The organism is Campylobacter sp. RKI_CA19_01121 (assembly GCF_025771295.1).
In the GTDB taxonomy this organism is placed as follows: Bacteria; Campylobacterota; Campylobacteria; order Campylobacterales; family Campylobacteraceae; genus Campylobacter_D.
Genome location: NZ_JAKMQA010000013.1, coordinates 1 through 21,942 on the forward strand (window position 1 = coordinate 1; position 21,942 = coordinate 21,942).

Below are 21,942 nucleotides of genomic sequence, written 5' to 3' on the forward strand. Positions count from 1 at the left end.
TTGTTGAAAGGATTAAGTGATTAATCATCAAATTTTTGACCTAAAATATTACCTTTAAAATCTGTATAAATTTCCATCATATTATTTGTTCTGAATTTATAACCATTAATTCTTTTATCTACTTCTACAATAGCTGCATTTGGTTGCGCTGCTTGCACTTTTGCAACAACTTCTTTTGGGATAAATCCTGTTGGAATGCCTTTGTATTTACCATCAACTTCTTTCCAGTCTCCATTAATGATAAAATCAATTTCTGTTCCATCAACCAAATTTACTTCGTAAGAATCCACGTCTTGTTTTACATAACCTACATTTACGCCTTTAAAATGAGTGTTTAAAAACTCTTGAGCCTTTTGAGGTAAAGCACTTGGACTAACAATCATATCTGCAAACATAGAACTTGCACAAACCAAACTAGCCAACATTAATTTCATTTTCATTTTTTCTCCTTTAAATAAAAGTTGAAAGAATGATATTGTTTGCTTGTGAAATTTGTGTGAATTTTAATTTTTAAAGCCAACTATCTTATTTTTATCAAATGAAGATTCTATTTCTTTTTCTATGGTGTGTAAAAAATCACTCATTTTAAAAACACCATCTTTAGAAATAGCCGCTTTTAAAGCCGTATTTTTAACCACCATTACAATTTGAGCTCCACTTAATTCATATGAGGCTAATTTTTTTAAATCAAAACCACCTTCAAATTTAGCATTTTTAGGTAAAGCTTTTTGCCATATCATTAAGCGTTGTTCGTAATTTGGCTTTTTAAATTCAATTTTATACTCAAATCTTCTTGAAAAAGCCACATCTAAACTTTCTAAAAAGTTAGTTGTTGCTATGATAACTCCACTAAAGCGCTCGATTTGTTCCAAAAAAATATTTTGCATTTGATTATGCATTTTATCAGCACCGCCACTGCTTTCTACTCTAGTACTTAAAAACTGATCCGCCTCATTTAAAAGTAAAATAGGGCTTTGCTTACTTGTTTGACAAAGCTCTTTATAAGTATCAAAAATCTTTCTTACATTTTGTTCACTCTCGCCCACATATTTACTTAAAATTTTCGAGCAATCAAAACTCAAAATGGATTTTTTCATAGCTTTTGCCATGCTTAATGCACTCATAGTCTTACCCGTACCAGCAGGGCCATAGAAAATTATCTTAGCTTCTATATTTTTATTAGTTTTTATACCCCATTTATTTAATCTTTCTAAAACCTTTTTATCTTGTTGTTTTAATATGCTTTCTAATAAATCTTTAGTACTTTGGGGCATAATAACATCATCTATATTGATATTTGGCTCGATTAACTCAAAAATATCTTGCTCTTTAACCAAATTTTGAAGTTTAATTTTTTTATTTTTCTTTGGTTCTTTAAAATTAATAATTCTTTGTAAAATATCATCACTTAAATAAAAAATCTTAGCTATATCACCCAAAGAATTAACAAATTCATCATATTCTAAAAGATTTGAACTAAGTAGCTTAGAATCTTCTTCCAATAAAGCTTTGTTTTCTTGTTTTTGAGCCTCATCCTCGCTAATTAAATGAAGCAAAAAATTAAAATCTCTACTATAAGAATTTTCAGTATTTAGCAAATACTCTTCTTTTAACAAACTAATAAATATCAAGCATTCTTTATCATTTAAAGCATATTCTTTAAAAATCTCTGCTAAAACATTAGAAATTTTACTTTTATTTAAACGCTCTTTAATGTATGCTTCAAATATAGTTATATCTTTTTTAATATTTTTGCTTTGAGAACTTTTAGCAAAAAAACGCAATCTTTGATAAAGCTCGATTTTAAAAAATTCATCTTTTAAATATGCAATATGATCTTCATAAATTTGATCTTGCATATAATCTTGTATGGTTTTATTTTCTAAGACTTGCAAGAAAACTTCACTTAAACTTAACTCACATTGTAGCAAATTTAAAAGCAAGCTTGAGTTTTTACTTGCTTTAAAATCAGAAAAAATTTGAACAATAAAACCTTTTTCTATAAGATTTTTAAGATCTTTTAAATGATCTAAATACTCATACTCATCATTTTTAAAAACTTCGCTAAGAAGATTATAAGCATTAGTACTTGCATTTGCCTGCAAATAATTTTTGCATAAATGCTTTAAGATTAAAATTTCATCTTCACTGCATTGTAAGTTTTTATAAATATTGCTTTTAAAAGTATCATTAAGAAAAAGTTTTAAATCTTTCATATTTTCCTTTATATTGACTTTATGCTAAATTTGATTTTGGATTTTTTATCATTAAAACTCATATTTTTATCACAAACCTCATAAAAAATATCATAATTTTTACTTACAATCTTTTGAGTAAAACCACAAGAAGTAGTTTGTTTATTTTTTCCATAAAAAATAGGTCTTTTGTAGATTAGATCTTGTAAAAAATCATCATAATATTCATTATTAAAAAATCTGTTATTAAAAAAAGTTTTTGCATAGCATATGCCATTAACACAAATTTTATCGCTAATTTTTAATTCAAGTAAGGCTTTAGAGGCGCTATAAAGCTCTAAACTTGTAAAATTTTTTCCCTCATATAAAAAACCATAATCAGCAAATTTAAACTCTGGAGTTTTTAAAATAACATAAGCACTTTGTGCTTGTGTTTTGCTTTTTAAAGCACAAGAGCTTAAAAAAACACACACAAAACACAAAAAAACTATTTGAAGTAAAGTTTTCATTTAAGGTTTTTAAAACTAAGATTAAGTTCTAAATTGAGTTCTTTTACTATTTTCATCACGCTTTGCAAGTCATCAATTTGCTTACCAACTACGCGAATTTCATTACCTCTAATGCTTGAAGCTACCTTTAGCTTACTATCTTTTATAGCTTTGTTAATCTTCTTAGCACTATCAGCATCAATAGCATCATTAACTTTTAAATTCAGTCTAAAATTTGCCCCACTTTCCCTGCTTAACTCTTTAATACCATTAGGGTTTATCCCTCTTTTAATAAGCTTTGAAATAACAATATCTTTTAACACTTCAAGCTTTGCTTCGCTAGAGCAAGTAAGCTTATAAACACTTTCTTTTTCATTTAACTCTATTTCACTTTTAATGCCTTTTAAATCATATCTACTATCAAGCTCTTTTTTAGCTTGTTCTAAAGCATTTTTTAACTCTTGCTTGTCAATTTCCCCGCTAATATCAAAACTATGTTCACTTGCCATTTTCCATAAACTCCTTAAGATTATTAAATACAATTTGGACTAAATTTTGTATGGATTCTTCACTTGCCCATGCAACATGTGGAGTAATGATTAAATTTTCTTTATTTTTTATACTAAGCAAAGGATGATTTTTAATCATAGGTTCTATTTCAAGCACATCAAGTCCTACTTTGATATTTTTCTCATTCATAACTTGAGCTAAATCTGCTTCATTAATGATTCCACCACGTCCTACATTAATCAAGATAGCCTCATCTTTTAAAAGCATTAGTTCTTTTTTACTTAATAAATTTTTTGTCTTATCATTCAAAGGCGCATGTATGCTAATTACATCACAAGTTTTTAAAAGCTCTTCAAGGCTTACTTTTTCATATTCATCATTATTATTAGTCCCTGAGGTAGAATAATAACAAATTTTAGAACCAAACATTTGAGAAACCTTAGCTACTTCCTTACCTATAGCTCCAAGTCCTATAATACCATGTTTTTTACCGGTTAAAGTATGCAAGGTCTTGCTAAAATCACAAAACATTTTACTCTCACACCATTTGCCTTCTTTGCTCCATTTATCATAATATGGAATTTGATTTAAAAAAGCAAAAAGCAAGGCAAAGGTATGGCTTAAAACACTTTTTGTAGAATAACTAGCGGCATTTTTTACCACTATACCTTTAGAATTTGCATAAGCCACATCTATATTATTTACCCCTGTACCAAGTTGTAAAATAAGCTTTAAATTAGTGTTATCTATCACTTCTTTATCAATGATGATTTTATTTATCATCACAACTTGTGCATTAGCTATTCTTGCAATAACCTCATCTTTAGAAGTTAAATCATAACTTATAAACTCACCAAGACTTTCAAAAGCCGTTAAATCCGCTCCACCTAAGGTGGCAGCATCTAAGCATACTATCTTCATTAATCTTTTACTATATGTCCTACAAATTTAGAATAATTATCAAGTACCAAACCACCTTTTCTAAAACCTAATCCACAACCCTCATAAGCAAAGAAAACCCCTGCTTGGTAATAATCATTTTCATTTTTATTAAACTCAGCAAATTCTTGATATACAAAGCGATTATTTTGATAATCTCCCTTTGTTTCAAAACTTACATCTCCATTAGCTTCTATAATAGAAACATTGGCTCCTTCTCTACCAAAAACAGGTTTTTTAACACATTTTTTACCCACTAAAGGTTGATCACTTGTTTCAAGCAATAAAGGATGATTTGGATAAAGCTCCCATAAAATTTTCATTATACCTTTACTTTGAAAAAGTAAAGTATAAGCAGGATTTAAAATGATTGCTTTTTGATTTTGCATGATTTGCGTTAAAAGCATAGCAAGCTCACCCTCTTCTATGGCTATACTCTCCCAAGGAATGAGTTTGAAAAAATACTCAAAATTTACATCATTTTTAAAAACACCTTCGGGCGAAAATTCTACTTCATCTATAAAAGAAAACTCACTCTCAAAACCTGCTTCACTAGCAATGTGTGCTAAAAGTTTGGTTGTGATCATATCCTCATCACTGCCTGCAATTGAAGAAAATAATATCTTCCAACCTTCATAATATTTTTCAAACTCACTTACATCTTCTTCTAAAGTGATAAGTCTTTTAAAATTATCTTTTAAGGCTTCATATATATTATTAAATTGCGAGCTTTCATCTAGGTTATTTTGCTTTAAAATAGCCCATTGTAAAATAGCACTTTCAAATAAAGATGTTGGAGTATCAGCATTAAATTCTATTAGCTTTATAGGTTTACCATCAAGTCCACCTGCTAAGTCAAATCTGCCATATAAATGCCAATGCACATCATTTTCCCAACTCATCTTAATCGCATCAACCAAATTAAAAGGAATTCCAAGCTCATCAAAACGATCATTATCAATCACTTCTTGTGCAGCAGCCACAAACATATCATAAAGCTCATTCACTGCTTCATAATATGCATTTGCTTCATTTTCCCTCACGCAAACTAAATTAGAATCTAAATAATCACTTCCATCATTATCTGTATGCCATGAAAAGCCAATTTGATCTAAATATGATTTTTCTAAAGGATTTACTTTTAAAAAATTCATTTTTTACCCTTAAGATCCAAAAGAGTTAGAAGAACTTGAGGTAGCCTTAGAGCCACCACCAAAAAAGCCTGATTTTTTCGCACTTGAGCCTGAAGGTGCACTTGTACTTGCTTTATTAAAACTATTTACACTTCTTTGATAAGCACTTTGATTTGAAAATGCTCCTCTTTGTTGATTTGCAAAATTTTGATTATTAAAAAGCTTTGAACCTATCCAGCTACCAAGTATAGCACCAGCTGCACTTGCAAGCAATGTTTCGCCTAAAGAAAGCCCTCCACTGCTCATTTGAGCATTGTTTGGATTTGTTAAATTTGAAGTACCATTGTCTATTTTAGCAGCTTCTTCTTGGATTAATTTATCCATTTCTTCTTTGCTTAAAACTCTTTCTGTGCCATCAAGTTGTTTTAAAACCACCCTAGTTTCATCACTTGGAAATTGATCTTTGATTTTGTATTGATTTGGAGCGGTTTCTTCAATGATAACAAAAGCACCTTGAGTATTTGCTGCTTGGCTTAATGCATTATTAGAATCATTTGTATTGTTGCTACACGCACTTAAAGCACCGCCACTTATAGCAGCAATACCGCTTATCATACTAAGCTTAAGTATAGTTTTTATATGTTTCATAATCTTTCCTAAATTTATAAGTTTAACTTAATAAGATTTTAACAAAAAAAGTATTAATAAAAATTAATTGCTTTAATTTATCATAATCATTAAATTACTACTTAAAATAAATACAGCAAAAGCAAAAAATATAAAAGCACTTAAATAATCAATAAGTTTTAAATTCTTTTGATAAATTCTTACCATGAAAGGTTTTGAAAATAATAAAGAAATCAAAGAAAAGTAAATTATGGTTTCTAAGATCAAAACAAACACTAATACTATCAACATCCATCGCATTTGAGCAAAATCAAAACTTGCAAAAACACTAGCAAAATAAAAAATAACTTTTGGATTTGATAAATTTGTTATAACGCCACTTAAAAATGCAGATATATGAGTTTTTTGAACTTTTATATTACCTATTTTTGTATTTTTATAAATCCCATAAGATAAATACAAAAGATAGCAAGCTCCAAAGCTTGATAAAACGATTTGCAAAAATGGAAATTGATGAAAAATCACACTCAAGCCAAGTATAGAAAGTATAATCCACACACTCATGGCTAAACTCACACCCAAACTTGCTTTTAAAGCACTTTTAATACCTTCTCTTAAAGCACAAGAACTTACTAAGAAAAAATCAGGTCCTGGTAAAATAAGTCCAAAAAAATGAATGATTAAAATCCAAAGAAACATAAAAAATAATCGAAGAAAAGCCGAAAATTCGGCTTTTTGGTATTAGAGTCTTGACTCGTAGCGTCTAAGCATATAAAGTCTTTTAAGCATTTTTTTGCGTGCTGAAATTTTTTGTTTTTTGCGAATTTCAGTCATAGGCTCAAAAAATCTTCTTGCGCGAACTTCAGTAACAACTAGATTTCTATCTACTTGTTTTTTGAATTTTCTATACGCTTCATCAAAAGACTCGTTAGGATGTACCTTGATTCCTGGCACGACCCTCACCACCTTTCGTTAGAAATTTGAAAGTTTTGATTATACCATAATTTTACTTGAAAATAAAATTTATTTTTGTAATAATTACATAAATAAAAATTAAACATAAATTCTTAATTAAGACAAAGTTTGGTTTAATTTTTCTAGTATTACAATTAAAAAAATATTTTACAAGGAAATCAAAATGAGTGCCTGTGTCACTAATTATACTAAGAAAAGATATATAGCTTATATCGTTTCCATGGTTATTTTCATTGCTTTGCCTTTTATCAAAATCAATGGAAATCATTTCTTTTTATTAAGTTTTGATCATAAAAAACTTAATTTATTTTTTATAGCTTTTGATACCCAAGAGCTTTATTTAATGCCATTTCTTATTATGGGTATGTTTTTAACCATACTTTTTGTTACTACCTTAGCAGGAAGAATTTGGTGTGCATGGAGTTGTCCTCAAACCATTGCTAGGGTTATTTATAGAGATTTATTGCAAACAAAAATATTTAAAATACACAAAAGCACAGCAAACAAACAAAAACAAGTCGATGGATTTTTTATCAAAAAAGCTTTAAGCATTGTGATTTTTTATCTTTTTTCTCTATTAATGATGAGTACATTTTTATGGTATTTTGTACCACCTGAAGATTTTTTTGTATATATTCAAAATCCTGCTGATCATTTATTGCTTTTGGGAATTTTATTTTGTGCTTCTTTGGCCTTTACTTTTGATATAGTGTATTTGGGTGAAAAATTTTGTGTTTATGTATGCCCTTATGCAAGAATTCAATCTGTAATGTTTGACAATAATACCGTTCAAGTCATTTATGATGATAAAAGAGGTGGAGTGATTTATGATGGGCATACTAAACTTTATCAAAAACCACCACAAGGTGAATGCATAGGATGTGAAGCCTGTGTAAAAATTTGCCCTACACATATAGATATACGCCAAGGAATGCAACTTGAGTGTATTAATTGTCTTGAATGTGCTGATGCTTGCTCGAAAATTCAAGCTAAATTTGATCGCCCTAGTTTGATTAATTGGACTAGTGCAAAAGCTATTGAAACAAGAGAGAAGGTAAAATATTTTAGATTTAGAACTATCGGATATTTAGTAGTTTTATGTGGTGTTTTTGCAGCCTTAGTTTTAATGGGAAGCAAAAAAGAAAATATGCTTTTAAATATTAATCGCTCTAGTGAGCTTTATCAAATTAGAAAAGCACATGATGGAGAATTAATTATTAGCAATGCTTATGTATTTTTATTCCAAAACACTGATAATAAAGCACATGATTATTATTTTGATGTGAAATTACAAGGTATTGATGATGGTTTAGAAATCATTAGACCAAAAAAACCTTTTAAATTAAAAGCTGGAGAAAAAGATAAACAAATAGTTGTACTAAAAGCTACTAAAAAACTAGCTGATAATGATAGAAAAGATACCGTAATACCTTTAACTATTAAAGCATATGCACTTGATGATAAAAATATCATAATCACAAGAGAAAGTAATTTTGTCTATCCTAAAAACTCAATTATAGAGCACAAAAAACACCAATGATAAAAAAACTTTCTTCAAAATCTCAAGCAAGGCTTGAAAAAATCAAACAAATTGCTGCGGAGTCGTTTTTAGAAAACGGCTACGAAGCAACTAATCTTAAAGATATTATCAAGCAAGCTGGTGGTTCATTTTCTTGTGTATATGAGCATTTTAAAAGTAAAGAAGGTTTATTTGAAGCGGTTTTAAATGATTTTGCAGAAAATCATTTTCTAGCTATTTTGAAAAAAAATATGCAACTTTCACCCAATGCTAATTTAGAAGAATTTTTATATCAATTTGCTAAAGCTTATTTGGGAATTTTTAATGACGCTAAAACCATAGCTATAGTAAGGCTTTTATATTCTGAAATTTATAATGAAAAATTTGATTTTGGGAAGTGGTTTAAAGGAAGCAATAGAAAAGAAGTAGAATATGTTCTTCAAAAAAGATTTGAAGAAGAAAATAATGAAAATTTAGCCAAAAATGCTGAATTTTTAAGCTATACATTTTGTGCTATGCTTAGGGGAACCTTTTTTATACAAAGTACTTTTGAAAATAAGGTTTTAATGAGTAAAAAAGAGCAACAAAATCATGCAAAAAAAGTTGTTAAGCTTTTTACTCAAGGAATTGTTAATTTTAATTAACCAAAGATTGATAGAATAACAATCATACATTTTTGTAATATAAATTACTTTTTTAGCTAAATAAATAATTTAAGGAAACCAATGAAAACAAAACTTTTAACTCTAGCTTGTGCCTCGCTGATATTTGTAGCATGCTCAGATAATAAAAATGCACAAGTTAAACAACTCCCTCCTCAACCTGTAAGTATTATGACTATGCAAAGTGCTAATTTACCTTTAGAATTTACTTATCCTGCAAGATTAAGCACTGAGTTAGATGTGGTGATCAAGCCTAAAGTAAGCGGTGAAATCAAAGCAAAATATTTCAAAAGTGGCCAAGCTGTTAAAAAAGGCGATAAGCTTTTTCTTATAGAGCCTGATAAATACCAAGCAACTGTAAATATGGCTTATGGAGATGCTTTAGTCGCAAGAGCAAATTTTGATGATGCTGAAAAAAATTTCAAAAGAGATCAAATTCTAATAGAAAAAAATGCTATTTCACAAAAAGAATTTGATGCAAGTTTGGCTAAATTTAATTCTACCAAGGCTAATTTAGAAAGTGCTAGAGCAAAGCTTGCCAATGCAAGATTAGACTTAAAATACACCGTGGTAAGCGCTCCATTTGATGGGATTTTAGGAGATGCGCTAATGGATGTGGGTGATTATGTAAATGCTTCATCAACTGAGCTTGTACGCATTACAAACATTAACCCAATCTTTGCAGACTTTTATATTTCTGATGTAGATAAAATCAATATGAATAAAAATATTCAAAGTGGCAACTGGCAATTAGAAAATATCCAAGTGCAAGCTAATGTTGGTAGTGAGCTTTTCAATGGAAAATTGTATTTTATAGATAGCGTTATAGACACTCGTAGTGGTGGAGTAAAAGCAAAGGCTATTTTTGATAATAATAACTCAAGCTTAATGCCTGGTTCTTTTGCAAATGTTCGTGTTGGTGGTTTTGTTCAAAAAGATGGTTTTGAAATTCCTCAAGCTGCACTTTTACAAGATGATAGCGCTACTTATGTTTATACCTTAGTAGATGGAAAAGTAGTTAAAACTATTGTTAATGTTATCTATCAAACTTCTGATAAAGCAATCATCGACAAGGGCTTAAAAAATGGCGATAAAGTGATTTTAAATAACTTCAAAAAAATCCGACCTGGTGCAAGCGTTAGCGTAATGGAGAATAAATAATGTTTTCTAAATTTTTTATAGAAAGACCTGTATTTGCTTCTGTTGTAGCTATTATCATTTCTTTAGCAGGGATTATAGGGCTTTATTCTTTACCTGTAGAACAATACCCTTCTCTAACTCCACCCGTTGTAAAAGTAAGTGCAAATTACTCAGGCGCTGATGCTCAAACAGTGGCTCAAACAGTGGCTATTCCTCTTGAAGACGCAATCAATGGGGTTGAAAATATGATTTATATGGATTCAACTTCAAGCTCTTCAGGCGATATGAGCTTAAGTGTGTATTTTAACATAGGTACAGATCCTGACCAAGCAACAGTTGATGTTAATAATAGAATTTCAGCTGCTATGGCAAAACTACCTGAAGATGTTAAAAAAACTGGCGTTAGTGTAAGAAAAACTGGTTCAAGCATTTTAGAAGTTGCTACTTTGTATTCTCCTGATGGTTCTATGGATTCACTTGAAGTATATAATTACGCTGCATTAAATATCTTAGATGATCTTGCTAGGGTTCCTGGTGTGGGTAATGCTGTAGCTATTGGCTCAAGAAATTATTCTATGAGAATTTGGCTTAATCCTGATTTATTAAACAAATACCAAGTTACTGCAACTGATGTTATCGCTGCAGTTAGTGAGCAAAATGCTCAATATGCTACTGGTAAGATAGGTCAAGAGCCTGTAGTAGAAAGATCTCCTTATGTGTATTCAGTAACTATGCAAGGAAGGTTAAAAAACACCAAAGAATTTGAAGATATTATCATAAGAGCAAATAGCGATGGCTCTTTTTTAAGACTTAAAGATGTGGCTGAAGTTTCTTTGGGCTCAAGAGAATATACATTCAATGGTAGATTAAATGGAAATGATGCAACTCCTATTTTGATTTTCTTACAAACTGGAGCAAATGCAGTAAGTACAGCTGAATTGGTACAGAAAAAATTTGAAGAACTTTCTAAAAGTTTTCCTGAGGGCTTAGCTTATAAAGTGCCTTATGATACAACTATATTTATTAAAGCTTCTATTAAAGAAGTGGTAAAAACTTTTTTTGAAGCACTTATTTTAGTTGTGATTGTAATGTATTTATTCTTAAAAAATTTCCGTTCAACTATCATACCTATGATTGCTGTGCCTGTTTCTATTTTAGGAACTTTTGCAGGATTATATGTCTTAGGCTTTAGCATTAACTTACTTACACTTTTTGCTTTAGTTTTGGCCATTGGTATTGTTGTTGATGATGCGATTATTGTGGTTGAAAATATCGATAGAATCATGCATGAAGATCCAAATATAAGCATAAAAGAAGCAGCTATTAAAGCCATGGATGAAGTTGCTGCACCTGTTGTATCTATTGTTCTTGTACTTTGTGCAGTATTTATACCTGTTTCATTTATATCTGGCTTTGTGGGAGAAATTCAAAGACAATTTGCTATAACTCTGGCAATTTCAGTTACAATTTCAGGTTTTGTGGCTTTAACTCTAACTCCTTCTTTGTGTGCGATTTTTTTAAGAAGAAATGAGGGTGAACCATTTTATTTTGTGAAAAAATTTAATGATATTTTTGATTGGTCTACTGAAGTTTTTGGAGCCGGAGTAGCTTATATACTTAAAAGAACTGTACGTTTTGTTATAATATTTTTTCTTTTAATAGGTGGTTTATATGGATTATTTAAATTAGTACCAAACTCACTTGTTCCAGCTGAAGATCAAGGAAATTTTTTAACTATTGTTAATCTACCAGCAGCATCTTCTCTTAATAGAACTACTCAATCCATGGATGCTATGGCAGAAGAACTACGCAAAAATGAAAACATAACAAATATTGTAGGTCTTATAGGTTATGATCTTTTCACAGGCTCTTTAAAAGAAAATGCCGGTGCAATGTTTGTGAATTTAAAAGATTGGAATGATAGAGATACTAGTAGTTTTGATTTAACAGGAATGTATAACAAACAATACTTTTTAAATCCAAATTTCCAAACTTTCTTTGTTAATCCACCGCCAATCCAAGGATTAAGTTTAACTGGTGGTTTTGAAATGTATGCACAAAATCGTGGTGGTAAAAGCTATGATGAAATTCAAGCAGATGTAAATAAATTAGTTGAAGCAGCAAACAAACGTCCTGAGCTTAACAACGTAAGAACAACGCTTGATACTAATTTCCCACAATTAAAATTAGAAATTGATCGTGATAAAGTAAAACTTTATGGTTTAAATTTAGCTGATGTATTTAGTACACTAAATGCTACTATAGGAACTTATTATGTAAATGATTTTTCTATGCTTGGGAAAAATTATCGTGTAAATATTAGTGCCATTGGAGATTTTAGAAATACACAAAATGCCTTAAAAAACATCTTTGTTAGAGCAAAAGATGGTTCTATGATAGCCTTAGATAGCGTTTTAACACTTCATAGAGGGGTTGGACCTGATGATGTAAAACGCTTTAATATGTTCCCATCAGCACTAGTGCAAGGCGATCCTGCTCCTGGTTATACTTCAGGACAAGCAATTGATGCTATTGCTCAAGTTGCTAAAGAAACTTTGGGAGAGGATTATTCTATTGCCTGGGCAGGTTCAGCTTATCAAGAAGTCACAAGTAGTGGTGCAGGTCAAGTAGCTTTTGCACTAGGACTTTTATTTGTATTTTTAATTCTAGCAGCACAGTATGAAAGATGGCTCATGCCTTTAGCGGTAATCACTGCTGTACCTTTTGCGGTATTTGGTTCTTTACTTCTTGTATGGCTCAGAGGCTTAGAAAATGATATATATTTTCAAACAGGGCTTTTACTTTTAATAGGTCTTTCAGCTAAAAACGCCATTTTGATTGTTGAGTTTGCCATGGAAGAACACCTTAAAAAAGGAAAAAGTATTTTTGAAGCTTCTATTAGTGCAGCAAAATTAAGATTTAGACCTATTGTAATGACTTCATTAGCATTTATTTGTGGTATTCTACCTTTATACTTTGCTTATGGAGCAGGAAGTGCAAGCCGTCATGCAATAGGCACAGGTGTTATAGGGGGTATGATAGCAGCTTCTACTATAGCCATTTTCTTTGTACCTTTATTTTTCTATTTGCTAGAAAGTTTTAATAAATGGCTTGATAAAAAAAGAGGTAAAATCAATGCGTAAGTTAATAATTTTTGCAAGTTGTTTTTTAATAACAGCTTGCAGTTTAAAACCAAATTTAGAAATCAAAGATGTAAATTACACTAAAAGTTTAGATCAAAACATTAGCATTAATAAACAATGGTGGAAAGCTTTTGATGATAATTATTTAAACACCTTAGTCGATCAAGCTTTAAAAAACAATAACGACTTGCAAATTGCATATATGAATTTACAAAAAGCTTATGAAACTTTAGGTATAGCAAGAAGTGATTTGCTTCCTAAGCTTGATGGAAGTGCTAGTGGAGCAAGAGGAAAAACTAGCATTAATGCTCCAAGCAACAAAAGTAATGAATTTGTCTATGGTAATGATTTTAACATGGGTTTAAATTTAAGCTATGAAGTAGATTTATGGGGCAAATACAGAGATACTTATGGTGCTTCAAAAACAAAATTACAAGCTAGTGAGTTTGACTATGAAAGTGCGAGATTAAGCTTAATTTCTAATGTAGTAAAAACTTATTTTAATCTAGCAAGCTTAAGCGAGCAAGTAAAAATTTTAGAAGAAACAACCCAAAGTTATCAAAAAACTTATGAGTTAAAATTAGAGCATTTTAAACTTGGAGTAATTAGTGAGTATGAGCTTAACAAATTTAAAGCTGAGCTTGAAAATTCAAGAGTTTTACTCACAAATGCTAAAATTCAAAAAGAAGCTAACACCAAAGCTTTAAAAATCTTAACTTCAAATGATATTGATGATATACTTTATAATAGCATAGAGTATAAAAAAATAGGACAATACGAGCTTAGCATACCTGAGGGCATTGGCAGTGAAATTTTACTTCAAAGACCTGATGTGCAAGCAAGTTTAAAAACTTTAGAAGAAAAAAACTATCTTGTTGGAGTAGCTAGAACTGCATTTTTACCAAACCTTTCTTTAACAGGACTTTTGGGCTTTCAAAGTAATGATTTAGATCTTTTAGTCAAACATGGAAGCAATACTTGGAATGTAGCTGGAAATTTTGCAATGCCGATTTTTCATTGGGGTGAGATTATGAATAATGTTAATATTGCAAAACTTACCAAAGATGAAGCATTTTTACAATATGAAAATACCTTAAAAACAGCCTTTGGGGAAATAAGACTTGCTTTATTTAACCGCCAAAGCTATTATGAAAATGAGCAAAATTATAAAAATTTATTTCTAGCTCAAAGTAAAATTTATGAAATTTCTACTTTAAGATATGAAAATGGTGTGATTAACTTGGCCGATTTTTTACAAGATCAAAGAAATTACTTAAATGCTAAACTTTCTTATACTAATTCATCTTATGAGCTTGCAAATTCCATTGTAGATGTTATGAAAGCTTTTGGTGGAGGATTTAACGCTAAAGAAGAGTCAAAAGAAAACATCAAAGCTATGAAAGAAAACTTAAAGGAAAACTTTTATAACAACTAAGTCTTTAAGGCTTAGTTGTTAATGCATTTGAATTTGAATTCTTTGATTAAAATTATTATTTCCTCTATCTTTTGGGCTATTATGCTCAAAACGATAACGCATACTACCTGAAACATTAACATCTTGGAAAATTTCATCTAAAGGCGCAGAATTTGACACACTTATAAGCCCTAATAAAAATACAAAAAATGCTATAAAAATCTTTTTCATTATAAAGCCTTTGTAAAAATATGATACAATTATAGTCTTTTTAAATAACTACAAAATGAAAATTTAGGAAAAATATGAATTTTTTACAAAACTTAGCTCTTTCTTACTCACACAAAGCTATGCAAAAATCTTTAGAAAATGGTTTTGATGTGAAACTTTTAAAAGAAGGACAAGAAAAAAAAGTTAATCCAAAAAAATCTTATATGCTTTATGCTCACATACCATTTTGTCATACTTTTTGCCCATATTGTAGTTTTCATAAGTATTATTACAATGAAGATTTAGCAAAAAGATATTTTGAAAGTTTAAGAGAAGAAATCAGACAAATCAAAGATAAAGGATTTGATTTTACTTCTATGTATGTGGGTGGTGGTACTACTTTAATCAACGAAGAAGAGCTTGCTAAAACTTTAGAACTTTGCAAAAAATTATTTAATATTAAAGAAATTTCTTGCGAGAGCGATCCAAACCATATTGACCCGAAAAAATTAGAAATGTTTAAAGGGCTTATAGATCGTTTAAGTTGCGGTATACAAAGTTTTGATGATGATACTTTAAAAAAAGTAGCAAGATATCATAAATTTGGTTCAAGTAAAGAACTTCAAGAAAAACTCTCTAAAGCCATAGGCGTGCTTCCTATTATGAGTCTTGATTTGATTTTTAATTTTCCTTCTCAAACCAAAGAGCAATTACTCAATGATTTAGAAATAGCCAAGAGTTTAAAACCTCAACAAATCACAACTTATCCTTTGATGAAATCTAATTTAACTAAAGATAATATCGCAAAAACTTTAGGAGTAAGTTTTAAAGATAATGAATTTGAGTTTTATAAAATCATTGTAGATTTTTTCAAAGATTATGAAAGAAATAACGCATGGTCATTTTCTTTAGAAAAAAGTAGCTTTAATGATGAGTATGTAAGTAGTCATCATGAGTATTTAGGCGTTGGAAGTGGGGCTTTTAGCTTTTTAGATGGAGAGCTTTTAATCAATGCTTTTAATTTAAATGATTATTCTAAACTCATCAAAGAACAACAAAATGCAAATATTGCTAAAGCTAATTTTGGTAAAAAAGAAATCATCAAATATGTCTTTTTAACCGAAATGTTTACCGGTAAAATCGAAATTGATAAATTTAATAAAACTTTAGATTGTAATTTAGAAAAAGATCTTTTCATCGAGCTTTTGGGCCTTAAACTAAGTAAAGCTATAAAAAAAGAAAATAATACTTTATATACAAGTGAATTTGGACGTTATTTGTTTATGGTCTTGATGAAAGATTTTTACACAGGTATGGATTTAGTGCGTGCTGTATTTAGAGATGATAAACGCTTACAAGATAAAGAACGCATTAATATCATGCAAGAAAATGTTGATCCACTTGATTTTAAAAGTATGGAGTTTAAAGGATAAAAAGCCTTAAAAAAAGGCTTTTTACTAAAACGGTCTTACCACCATCATAATAGCGATGATTATAAATAATATCGTTGGAATTTCATTATAAGCTCTAAAGAATTTCCCACTTTTTTTGCAAGTATCATTTTGAAGTTGTCTATAATAATAATAATTTTGCAAATGATAAATGATTAAAAGTAAAGCACAGGTTAATTTAGCATGCATATATCCACCTACCATTAACACATCTTTATTGGCCATCATCATTAAACTTCCAGTGATTGCAGTAGCTATCATAGCAGGAGTTTGGATATAAAAATACAATTTTCTTTCTTGAATTTTCACCACTTCCACAAAGCCTTTATTGTCTTTATGCTCTGTGTGATAGACAAAAAGTCTTGGTAAATAAAACATTCCAGCCATCCATGAAACAAAAGCCAAATAATGCACCATTTTAATCCATAAATACCATTCATTCAAAAAATCTAACATTTTTCTCCTTTTTTATTAAAAATTTCTTTTATTAAAATCAAAGCTACGCTAATGTTAATCATCACATCAGCAAAATTAAACACAGCAAATTCAAACCACTTATGCCAAAATACAAAATCCACCACGCCTATATGCACAAAGCGATCAAGTAAATTAGAGCACCCAGCAGATAGCATAATGGCAAAAGCGATCAAATGTGTTTTAAAAAACTCTTTTTGATAAAGTAAATACCCAAACAAAGCCAAAATAAAAACAAGCTGTATGTATTTTAAATACTCTCCCAAAAATGCAAACATTGAAAAGGCCACACCGGTATTATAGGTTAAAACTAAATCAAAAAATTCACCCTTATACTCAAGCCCTTGTAAAAACAAATACTTGCTTGCTTGATCTAGTATAAAAATCAAAGTAAAAACAAGCCAAAATTTTAAAGGCAGGATTTTAAGCATTCAGCGCTTTCATAAAAAAGCTTTCAACAGCTTTCATTTCTTTTTCTAAAAGCTTAATGTCTTTTGCTTCAAGCAATAAGCGTATTAAATTTTCTGTACCTGAATACCTAAACAAACTAGCAATTCCTTTTTTTTCTAAATCTTTTTTCAACTCTTCCAAACCTGCAAGCTTGCTTAAGTCTTTTTTCTCTGAAATTTTAAGATTATGTAAAAGTTGTGGATAAGGCTTAACTTGATTTAAAATTTCACTTGCGCTTTTTGCTTCACTAAGCATTAAAGCACTAAATTGTAAAGCAGCTACCAAACCATCTCCAGTTTTTGCATAGTCACTAAAGATAATATGCCCACTCTGCTCTCCGCCAAAATTTCCACCACATTCTTTGAGTTTTTCAAGCACGTATTTATCGCCTACATTGCAAGTTTCATGTGTGATTTTATGTTTAGTTAAAAACTCTTTTAAAGCACCATTACTCATTATAGTGCTAACCACGCTTGATTTTAGCTTGCCTTGTTTTTTCAAAAATAAAGCTAAAACACCCAAAAGACTATCTCCATGAGCTACTTCGCCTTTTTCATCCACAACAACCAAACGATCTGCATCCCCATCAAAAGCAAAGCCCACATCTGCTCTAAATTTCTTTACTTCCAAAGCTAAATTTAAAGGATGTAAAGCCCCACAATTTTCATTGATATTTAAACCATTTGGCTTATCATTGATCACAATTACATCTGCACCAAGTTCTTTAAAAACCGTAGGTGCTACCTTATAAGAAGCCCCATGAGCCACATCTAAAACAACGCGCAAAGATTTTAAAGTCAGCTCTTTAGGAAAAGAATTTTTTATAGAAACAATATATCTTCCTATCACATCATCAATTCTTTTTGCTTGACCAATTTGAGATTTTGTTGTTCTTGCTTCTTCTATGAGTTTATCATTAAAATAAATTTCTTCTATTTTTGCTTCTGCTTGCTCATCAAGTTTATTTCCATGTGCATCAAAAAATTTAATGCCATTATCATAGTAAGGATTATGCGAAGCTGATATCATAATCCCTGCATCACAACGCATATCTTCAGTTAAAAACGCAATAGCAGGTGTTGGCATAGGACCTATTTCTATAACATTATAACCTATAGAAGTAAGTCCTGAAACGATAGCATTTTCTATCATATAACCGCTTCTTCTTGTATCTTTTCCTACTAAGATATTGTTTGTAAGGGCTTTGTCTTTAAAATAAATTCCAGCAGCCATAGCCAAACGCATAGCTAAAAACGAATCCAAAAACTCCCCTGCTTTACCGCGTACTCCATCTGTTCCAAAAAGTTTCATTTTTTTACCTTTGATTTTAAATAGTGCAATTATAAGAAAAAAAGTTAAGTAATGTATAAATGTGAGAATTTTATAAGCATTAGTTAGTAATAAAAATATATAATTTTTAAAATTTCACTTAAGGAAAATGAATGAAAAAAATCATCGCAGGAGTTGTAGTAGTTGTTTTATTAGTTATAGGGTTTTTTGCCTCAGCTTCTTACATTAACACTATCAATGGAAAAATATTTGCTCAAATGAGTCAAGATACACCATATTACAGTATTGAAGATGCTAACTATACCAAAGGACTTTTAAATTCCAAAGGAAGTTTTATAGCTACACTAAATGACTTGCCTTATAGTTTTAAAGTGAATGTAGATTTTTCTAATAATTTTTTTGCAAGTAATAATGCCATCGTTTCTATTTTAAATGAAAATGAAGACTTAAAAGGCATTTTCCCAAATGAAGAAATCTTTAAAATCTTAGTTAGCGTCAAAGGTGGTGACATTAACATCAATGCAAAAATAAATGATATTAATTTCACACGCAATGATACAAATTTAGTTTTAAATAATACATCATTTAAGATTATAGGTTCTGATGAATTTGTAAAAAATATGGAACTTAATCTAGGTTATGTTTTATTAGAACAACTATCTCATAAAGAAAAATTAGAAGCAAAAAATATCAAAATTTCTGAATTTCCTATACAAAAATTAAGTTTTAATGATATCTTTAGTCCTAGTAGAAATAGTGAGCAAAATATAAGCATTGATAGTGCTAGTTTTATAAGTTCTATTGCTTTTGACTTTGATAAATTAAAAATTTTTGCAAAAACAGCTCAAAATACTCAAAACGATTATGATAGTGTTTTAAAACTAGATTTAGCTAAATTTAATCTTGCAAATGAAAACTTTATGTTAAATAATATTAATTTAGATATGAATTTTAATAATCTTTCTAAAAAAGCTTATGATAGCTTAATGCAAAATTCAAACACTGATATTTTTTCTATGATGCTTTTAGCAAGTCAGTTTTTAAAAGCAAACCCTCAAATCATCTTAAATAATCTAAGCTTTGAAAAAGAAGGTAAAAAATTTGATGCAAATGGGCAAACTATTTTCACTGAAAATAATATAAAATCACAATTGCATGCAAACACAGAAATTCTTCCTAGTCAAATTTGGCCTGATTTTGCAAATTTTGATACTTATTTTGTAGATAATAATGGCTCTTATGTGCTTGATTTTATCTACGATGATTCTAACAAAAGTGATGTTACAACTATCATTAATGGCGAAAGACTTACCATAAATCCACAATGACAAATTTAAGCTTAACTTTTCGTCCTAAAACTTTAGATGAGGTTTTAGGACAAGCAAATTTAGTAGAAATTTTTAAAAAATTCTTACAAGTTTCAAAACTCCCTCATAGTGTATTTTTTGGTCCAGCAGGTTGTGGAAAAACTTCTTTTGCAAGGGCTATAGCGTATGAGTATAAACTAGACTTTTATGAGTTTGATGGAGGAAATTTTAAGCTTGAAGAGCTTAGAAAAATACTAATTAATTATGAAAATTCTTTATACAAACCTTTGATCTTTATCGATGAGGTACATAGACTTTCAAAAACCCAACAAGAAATGCTTTTAATCCCTTTGGAAAATCAAAAATGCCTTTTCATAGGTGCAAGCACTGAAAACCCTTACTTTACTTTAACTTCAGGCATAAGAAGCAGAAGTATGCTTTTTGAATTTAAAGGTTTAGAATATAAAGACTTAGAAAAACTTGCCACAAAGGTACAAGAAAAACTCCAATGTAAAATTGATGATGATGCCAAAGACTTTTTAATCACTTCTAGTGCAAATGATGCAAGAAGCTTTTTAAATTTATGTGAGTTTGCTTTGGCTTTAGATAGCACTCATATCACACTTGAAACTTTAAAAAAATTAAGAGCAAATGTTTTAAGCGATGGTACTTCAAGTAAAGACACACACTATAAACTAGCTAGTTCTATGATAAAAAGCTTAAGAGGAAGTGATGTAGATGCGAGTTTGTATTATCTTGCGAGGTTGATTGATGGGGGTGAAAGTGCGGATTTCATCGCTAGAAGATTAGTGATATTTGCAAGTGAAGATATCTCAAATGCAAATCCACAAGCACTTAATCTAGCCACAAGCACACTCATAGCAGTAAAAAACATAGGCTATCCTGAAGCTAGGATCATCTTAGCTCAATGTGTGGTATTTTTAGCAAGTTCGCCTAAGTCAAACTCAAGCTATCTTGCTATAAATGAAGCGCTAAATTATGTGCAAAACAACCCCACATTAAAAATACTTCCTTATCTTGATAATAACAACCCTCAAAGAAAAAACTACCTTTACCCGCATGATTTTGGTGGCTGGGTTAAGCAAAGATATCTAGAAAAAGATTTGAAATTTTATTATAGCAAAGGCATGGGTTTTGAAGCACAGCTAGACTTATGGCTAAATGATATGAAAAAAGTTAAAAAGTGATTTTAAGCACAATGTAAAAATATTTTTATATAATTTTCATTTTTTGGTTCCGTAGCTCAGTTGGTAGAGCACCACCTTGACATGGTGGTGGTCGTTGGTTCAAGTCCAATCGGAGCCACCATTTTTTATTTCTTGCGATTAATTCACTACATATATTTTAGCAAATTCGTAAATTCTTGAATTTCTTTTTCTTGATCTAAAATGATTTTTTTCGCTATATCAGTGATAGTTTTATCTTTAGAATAAAATAAAATTTGTTTTGAAGCATCTACTGCGCCTTGATGATGTGCTATCATCGCTTCTAAAAAGTCTTTATTGATGTTTTTACTTTCTTTAACCGAGCTCATTAAAATCATCATTTTTTGCATTAACTCTTTTTCTTCTTGGACAAATTTTTTATAAGTTTCTTCATCAATTTGAGTTTTTGTATAAAGATTTTTATCTAAAATTTCTTGAAATTCTTGGATTTCTTTTTCTTGAGCTTTTATGATATTTTGAGCGATTTTTTTCATCTCTTCACTTTTAGTATGTTCTAATAAAAGCTTAGATGAATCAATAGCACCTTGGTGATGTGGAATCATATTAGCTAAAAAATCTCTTTCTATGTCATTGCTTTGTACTAAAGGATTTTTCATCATAGGTTCATGCATACTCATCATGATTTGTGATGAAATACTTCCAGAAGCTCCATGATGAGCATGATGAGAATTTGCAGCAAATAAAGCACTTGCCAAAACTAAACTTGAAACTATAGTTTTTATTTTCATTTTTTTCCTTAAATTTTTAATTTAAAATCAAAAATATATA

The 21,942-nt window shown here is 29.8% G+C and carries 22 protein-coding genes and 1 tRNA gene; 9 read left to right on the forward strand and 14 right to left on the reverse strand.

Annotated features, from left to right (window positions below; translation table 11 throughout):
- Window positions 1-20: 20 nt before the first annotated feature.
- The 9 genes from L8T90_RS07080 to rpsU all read right to left on the reverse strand — a co-directional run bounded on the left by L8T90_RS07080 (window position 21) and on the right by rpsU (window position 6,846).
- A complete protein-coding gene (locus tag L8T90_RS07080; protein WP_263702374.1) occupies window positions 21-440 on the reverse strand; it encodes a PepSY-like domain-containing protein in 420 nt (139 codons plus the stop codon).
- A gap of 63 nt (window positions 441-503) precedes the next feature.
- On the reverse strand, window positions 504-2,216 hold the full coding sequence (locus L8T90_RS07085) for an ATP-binding protein (RefSeq protein ID WP_263737093.1): 1,713 nt from the start codon (window positions 2,214-2,216) through the stop codon (window positions 504-506).
- Window positions 2,217-2,224: 8 nt separating this feature from the next.
- Entirely contained in the window at window positions 2,225-2,704 is a 480-nt protein-coding gene (locus L8T90_RS07090; RefSeq protein WP_263708988.1) for a hypothetical protein, read from the reverse strand.
- A complete protein-coding gene (locus L8T90_RS07095; RefSeq protein ID WP_263737094.1) occupies window positions 2,701-3,192 on the reverse strand; it encodes a YajQ family cyclic di-GMP-binding protein in 492 nt (163 codons plus the stop codon). The genes L8T90_RS07090 and L8T90_RS07095 overlap by 4 nt, the downstream gene beginning before the upstream one ends.
- A complete protein-coding gene (locus L8T90_RS07100) occupies window positions 3,182-4,114 on the reverse strand; it encodes a D-2-hydroxyacid dehydrogenase (RefSeq protein WP_263737095.1) in 933 nt (310 codons plus the stop codon). The genes L8T90_RS07095 and L8T90_RS07100 overlap by 11 nt, the downstream gene beginning before the upstream one ends.
- Complete coding sequence (locus L8T90_RS07105) at window positions 4,114-5,286, reverse strand: glutathionylspermidine synthase family protein (RefSeq protein WP_039629230.1); 1,173 nt, start codon at window positions 5,284-5,286, stop codon at window positions 4,114-4,116. The genes L8T90_RS07100 and L8T90_RS07105 overlap by 1 nt, the downstream gene beginning before the upstream one ends.
- Window positions 5,287-5,295: 9 nt before the next feature.
- A complete protein-coding gene (locus L8T90_RS07110) occupies window positions 5,296-5,913 on the reverse strand; it encodes a UPF0323 family lipoprotein (RefSeq protein ID WP_263737096.1) in 618 nt (205 codons plus the stop codon).
- Between the two features lie 72 nt (window positions 5,914-5,985).
- A complete protein-coding gene (locus L8T90_RS07115) occupies window positions 5,986-6,591 on the reverse strand; it encodes a LysE family transporter (protein WP_263682805.1) in 606 nt (201 codons plus the stop codon).
- Window positions 6,592-6,633: 42 nt separating this feature from the next.
- Complete coding sequence (gene rpsU / locus L8T90_RS07120; RefSeq protein ID WP_002780697.1) at window positions 6,634-6,846, reverse strand: 30S ribosomal protein S21; 213 nt, start codon at window positions 6,844-6,846, stop codon at window positions 6,634-6,636.
- A 184-nt stretch (window positions 6,847-7,030) separates the two neighbouring features.
- On the opposite strand from rpsU, the gene ccoG reads away from it, so the two are divergent.
- The 5 genes from ccoG to L8T90_RS07145 all read left to right on the forward strand — a co-directional run bounded on the left by ccoG (window position 7,031) and on the right by L8T90_RS07145 (window position 14,766).
- Window positions 7,031-8,407: a cytochrome c oxidase accessory protein CcoG gene (gene ccoG / locus L8T90_RS07125; protein WP_263737097.1), complete on the forward strand. Its 1,377-nt coding sequence runs from the start codon at window positions 7,031-7,033 to the stop codon at window positions 8,405-8,407.
- Window positions 8,404-9,030, forward strand: a complete 627-nt coding sequence (locus L8T90_RS07130) for a TetR/AcrR family transcriptional regulator (RefSeq protein ID WP_263682807.1) — start codon at window positions 8,404-8,406, stop codon at window positions 9,028-9,030. The genes ccoG and L8T90_RS07130 overlap by 4 nt, the downstream gene beginning before the upstream one ends.
- Before the next feature lie 81 nt (window positions 9,031-9,111).
- Window positions 9,112-10,209, forward strand: a complete 1,098-nt coding sequence (locus L8T90_RS07135) for an efflux RND transporter periplasmic adaptor subunit (RefSeq protein ID WP_263737098.1) — start codon at window positions 9,112-9,114, stop codon at window positions 10,207-10,209.
- On the forward strand, window positions 10,209-13,331 hold the full coding sequence (locus L8T90_RS07140) for an efflux RND transporter permease subunit (RefSeq protein ID WP_263737099.1): 3,123 nt from the start codon (window positions 10,209-10,211) through the stop codon (window positions 13,329-13,331). The genes L8T90_RS07135 and L8T90_RS07140 overlap by 1 nt, the downstream gene beginning before the upstream one ends.
- Window positions 13,324-14,766 (forward strand): efflux transporter outer membrane subunit, encoded by a 1,443-nt coding sequence (locus L8T90_RS07145; RefSeq protein ID WP_263737100.1) that lies wholly within the window; start codon window positions 13,324-13,326, stop codon window positions 14,764-14,766. The genes L8T90_RS07140 and L8T90_RS07145 overlap by 8 nt, the downstream gene beginning before the upstream one ends.
- 18 nt (window positions 14,767-14,784) lie before the next feature.
- On the opposite strand, the gene L8T90_RS07150 is transcribed toward L8T90_RS07145, so the two are convergent.
- The gene (locus L8T90_RS07150; protein WP_039627274.1) at window positions 14,785-14,976 is read right to left on the reverse strand and encodes a mini-MOMP protein; all 192 of its coding nucleotides are present in this window, start codon (window positions 14,974-14,976) and stop codon (window positions 14,785-14,787) included.
- A gap of 74 nt (window positions 14,977-15,050) precedes the next feature.
- Here L8T90_RS07150 and L8T90_RS07155 point away from each other — a divergent pair, with 74 nt between their 5' ends.
- Window positions 15,051-16,388 (forward strand): coproporphyrinogen III oxidase family protein, encoded by a 1,338-nt coding sequence (locus L8T90_RS07155; protein WP_263737101.1) that lies wholly within the window; start codon window positions 15,051-15,053, stop codon window positions 16,386-16,388.
- Window positions 16,389-16,412: 24 nt separating this feature from the next.
- Here L8T90_RS07155 and hemJ read toward each other — a convergent pair whose 3' ends face one another.
- Genes hemJ through glmM form a run of 3 tightly spaced genes read right to left on the reverse strand, consistent with a single transcriptional unit; the run spans window position 16,413 to window position 18,641 of the window.
- Window positions 16,413-16,862: a protoporphyrinogen oxidase HemJ gene (gene hemJ / locus L8T90_RS07160; RefSeq protein ID WP_263663669.1), complete on the reverse strand. Its 450-nt coding sequence runs from the start codon at window positions 16,860-16,862 to the stop codon at window positions 16,413-16,415.
- Window positions 16,856-17,311, reverse strand: coding sequence for a signal peptidase II (gene lspA / locus L8T90_RS07165; protein ID WP_263737102.1), 456 nt, complete (start codon window positions 17,309-17,311; stop codon window positions 16,856-16,858). The genes hemJ and lspA overlap by 7 nt, the downstream gene beginning before the upstream one ends.
- Window positions 17,304-18,641 carry a phosphoglucosamine mutase gene (glmM, locus tag L8T90_RS07170; protein ID WP_039629248.1) on the reverse strand — a complete coding sequence of 446 codons (1,338 nt, stop codon included), beginning with the start codon at window positions 18,639-18,641 and terminating at the stop codon, window positions 17,304-17,306. Before glmM ends, lspA begins: the two co-directional genes overlap by 8 nt.
- 131 nt (window positions 18,642-18,772) lie before the next feature.
- On the opposite strand from glmM, the gene L8T90_RS07175 reads away from it, so the two are divergent.
- The 3 genes from L8T90_RS07175 (at window position 18,773) to L8T90_RS07185 (ending at window position 21,256) form a co-directional block, all read left to right on the forward strand.
- Entirely contained in the window at window positions 18,773-19,948 is a 1,176-nt protein-coding gene (locus L8T90_RS07175) for a YdgA family protein (RefSeq protein ID WP_263737103.1), read from the forward strand.
- A complete protein-coding gene (locus L8T90_RS07180; RefSeq protein ID WP_263737104.1) occupies window positions 19,945-21,135 on the forward strand; it encodes a replication-associated recombination protein A in 1,191 nt (396 codons plus the stop codon). Before L8T90_RS07175 ends, L8T90_RS07180 begins: the two co-directional genes overlap by 4 nt.
- Before the next feature lie 45 nt (window positions 21,136-21,180).
- Window positions 21,181-21,256 (forward strand) — tRNA-Val (locus tag L8T90_RS07185).
- A 25-nt stretch (window positions 21,257-21,281) separates the two neighbouring features.
- On the opposite strand, the gene L8T90_RS07190 is transcribed toward L8T90_RS07185, so the two are convergent.
- Window positions 21,282-21,902, reverse strand: a complete 621-nt coding sequence (locus tag L8T90_RS07190) for a DUF305 domain-containing protein (protein WP_047208734.1) — start codon at window positions 21,900-21,902, stop codon at window positions 21,282-21,284.
- Between the last annotated feature and the right edge of the window lie 40 nt (window positions 21,903-21,942).

What these genes read in the sequence shown, in the direction of transcription:
- L8T90_RS07180 (WP_263737104.1), top strand. Translation starts at nt 19,945, where the DNA reads ATGACAAATTTAAGCTTAACTTTTCGTCCTAAAACTTTAGATGAGGTT.
- L8T90_RS07100 (WP_263737095.1), bottom strand. Translation starts at nt 4,114, where the DNA reads ATGAAGATAGTATGCTTAGATGCTGCCACCTTAGGTGGAGCGGATTTA.
- L8T90_RS07110 (WP_263737096.1), bottom strand. Translation starts at nt 5,913, where the DNA reads ATGAAACATATAAAAACTATACTTAAGCTTAGTATGATAAGCGGTATT.
- glmM (WP_039629248.1), bottom strand. Translation starts at nt 18,641, where the DNA reads ATGAAACTTTTTGGAACAGATGGAGTACGCGGTAAAGCAGGGGAGTTT.
- lspA (WP_263737102.1), bottom strand. Translation starts at nt 17,311, where the DNA reads ATGCTTAAAATCCTGCCTTTAAAATTTTGGCTTGTTTTTACTTTGATT.
- L8T90_RS07175 (WP_263737103.1), top strand. Translation starts at nt 18,773, where the DNA reads ATGAAAAAAATCATCGCAGGAGTTGTAGTAGTTGTTTTATTAGTTATA.
- L8T90_RS07095 (WP_263737094.1), bottom strand. Translation starts at nt 3,192, where the DNA reads ATGGCAAGTGAACATAGTTTTGATATTAGCGGGGAAATTGACAAGCAA.
- L8T90_RS07105 (WP_039629230.1), bottom strand. Translation starts at nt 5,286, where the DNA reads ATGAATTTTTTAAAAGTAAATCCTTTAGAAAAATCATATTTAGATCAA.
- L8T90_RS07085 (WP_263737093.1), bottom strand. Translation starts at nt 2,216, where the DNA reads ATGAAAGATTTAAAACTTTTTCTTAATGATACTTTTAAAAGCAATATT.
- L8T90_RS07115 (WP_263682805.1), bottom strand. Translation starts at nt 6,591, where the DNA reads ATGTTTCTTTGGATTTTAATCATTCATTTTTTTGGACTTATTTTACCA.
- L8T90_RS07090 (WP_263708988.1), bottom strand. Translation starts at nt 2,704, where the DNA reads ATGAAAACTTTACTTCAAATAGTTTTTTTGTGTTTTGTGTGTGTTTTT.
- hemJ (WP_263663669.1), bottom strand. Translation starts at nt 16,862, where the DNA reads ATGTTAGATTTTTTGAATGAATGGTATTTATGGATTAAAATGGTGCAT.
- ccoG (WP_263737097.1), top strand. Translation starts at nt 7,031, where the DNA reads ATGAGTGCCTGTGTCACTAATTATACTAAGAAAAGATATATAGCTTAT.
- L8T90_RS07135 (WP_263737098.1), top strand. Translation starts at nt 9,112, where the DNA reads ATGAAAACAAAACTTTTAACTCTAGCTTGTGCCTCGCTGATATTTGTA.
- L8T90_RS07150 (WP_039627274.1), bottom strand. Translation starts at nt 14,976, where the DNA reads ATGAAAAAGATTTTTATAGCATTTTTTGTATTTTTATTAGGGCTTATA.
- L8T90_RS07080 (WP_263702374.1), bottom strand. Translation starts at nt 440, where the DNA reads ATGAAAATGAAATTAATGTTGGCTAGTTTGGTTTGTGCAAGTTCTATG.
- L8T90_RS07155 (WP_263737101.1), top strand. Translation starts at nt 15,051, where the DNA reads ATGAATTTTTTACAAAACTTAGCTCTTTCTTACTCACACAAAGCTATG.
- L8T90_RS07190 (WP_047208734.1), bottom strand. Translation starts at nt 21,902, where the DNA reads ATGAAAATAAAAACTATAGTTTCAAGTTTAGTTTTGGCAAGTGCTTTA.
- L8T90_RS07145 (WP_263737100.1), top strand. Translation starts at nt 13,324, where the DNA reads ATGCGTAAGTTAATAATTTTTGCAAGTTGTTTTTTAATAACAGCTTGC.
- L8T90_RS07130 (WP_263682807.1), top strand. Translation starts at nt 8,404, where the DNA reads ATGATAAAAAAACTTTCTTCAAAATCTCAAGCAAGGCTTGAAAAAATC.
- L8T90_RS07140 (WP_263737099.1), top strand. Translation starts at nt 10,209, where the DNA reads ATGTTTTCTAAATTTTTTATAGAAAGACCTGTATTTGCTTCTGTTGTA.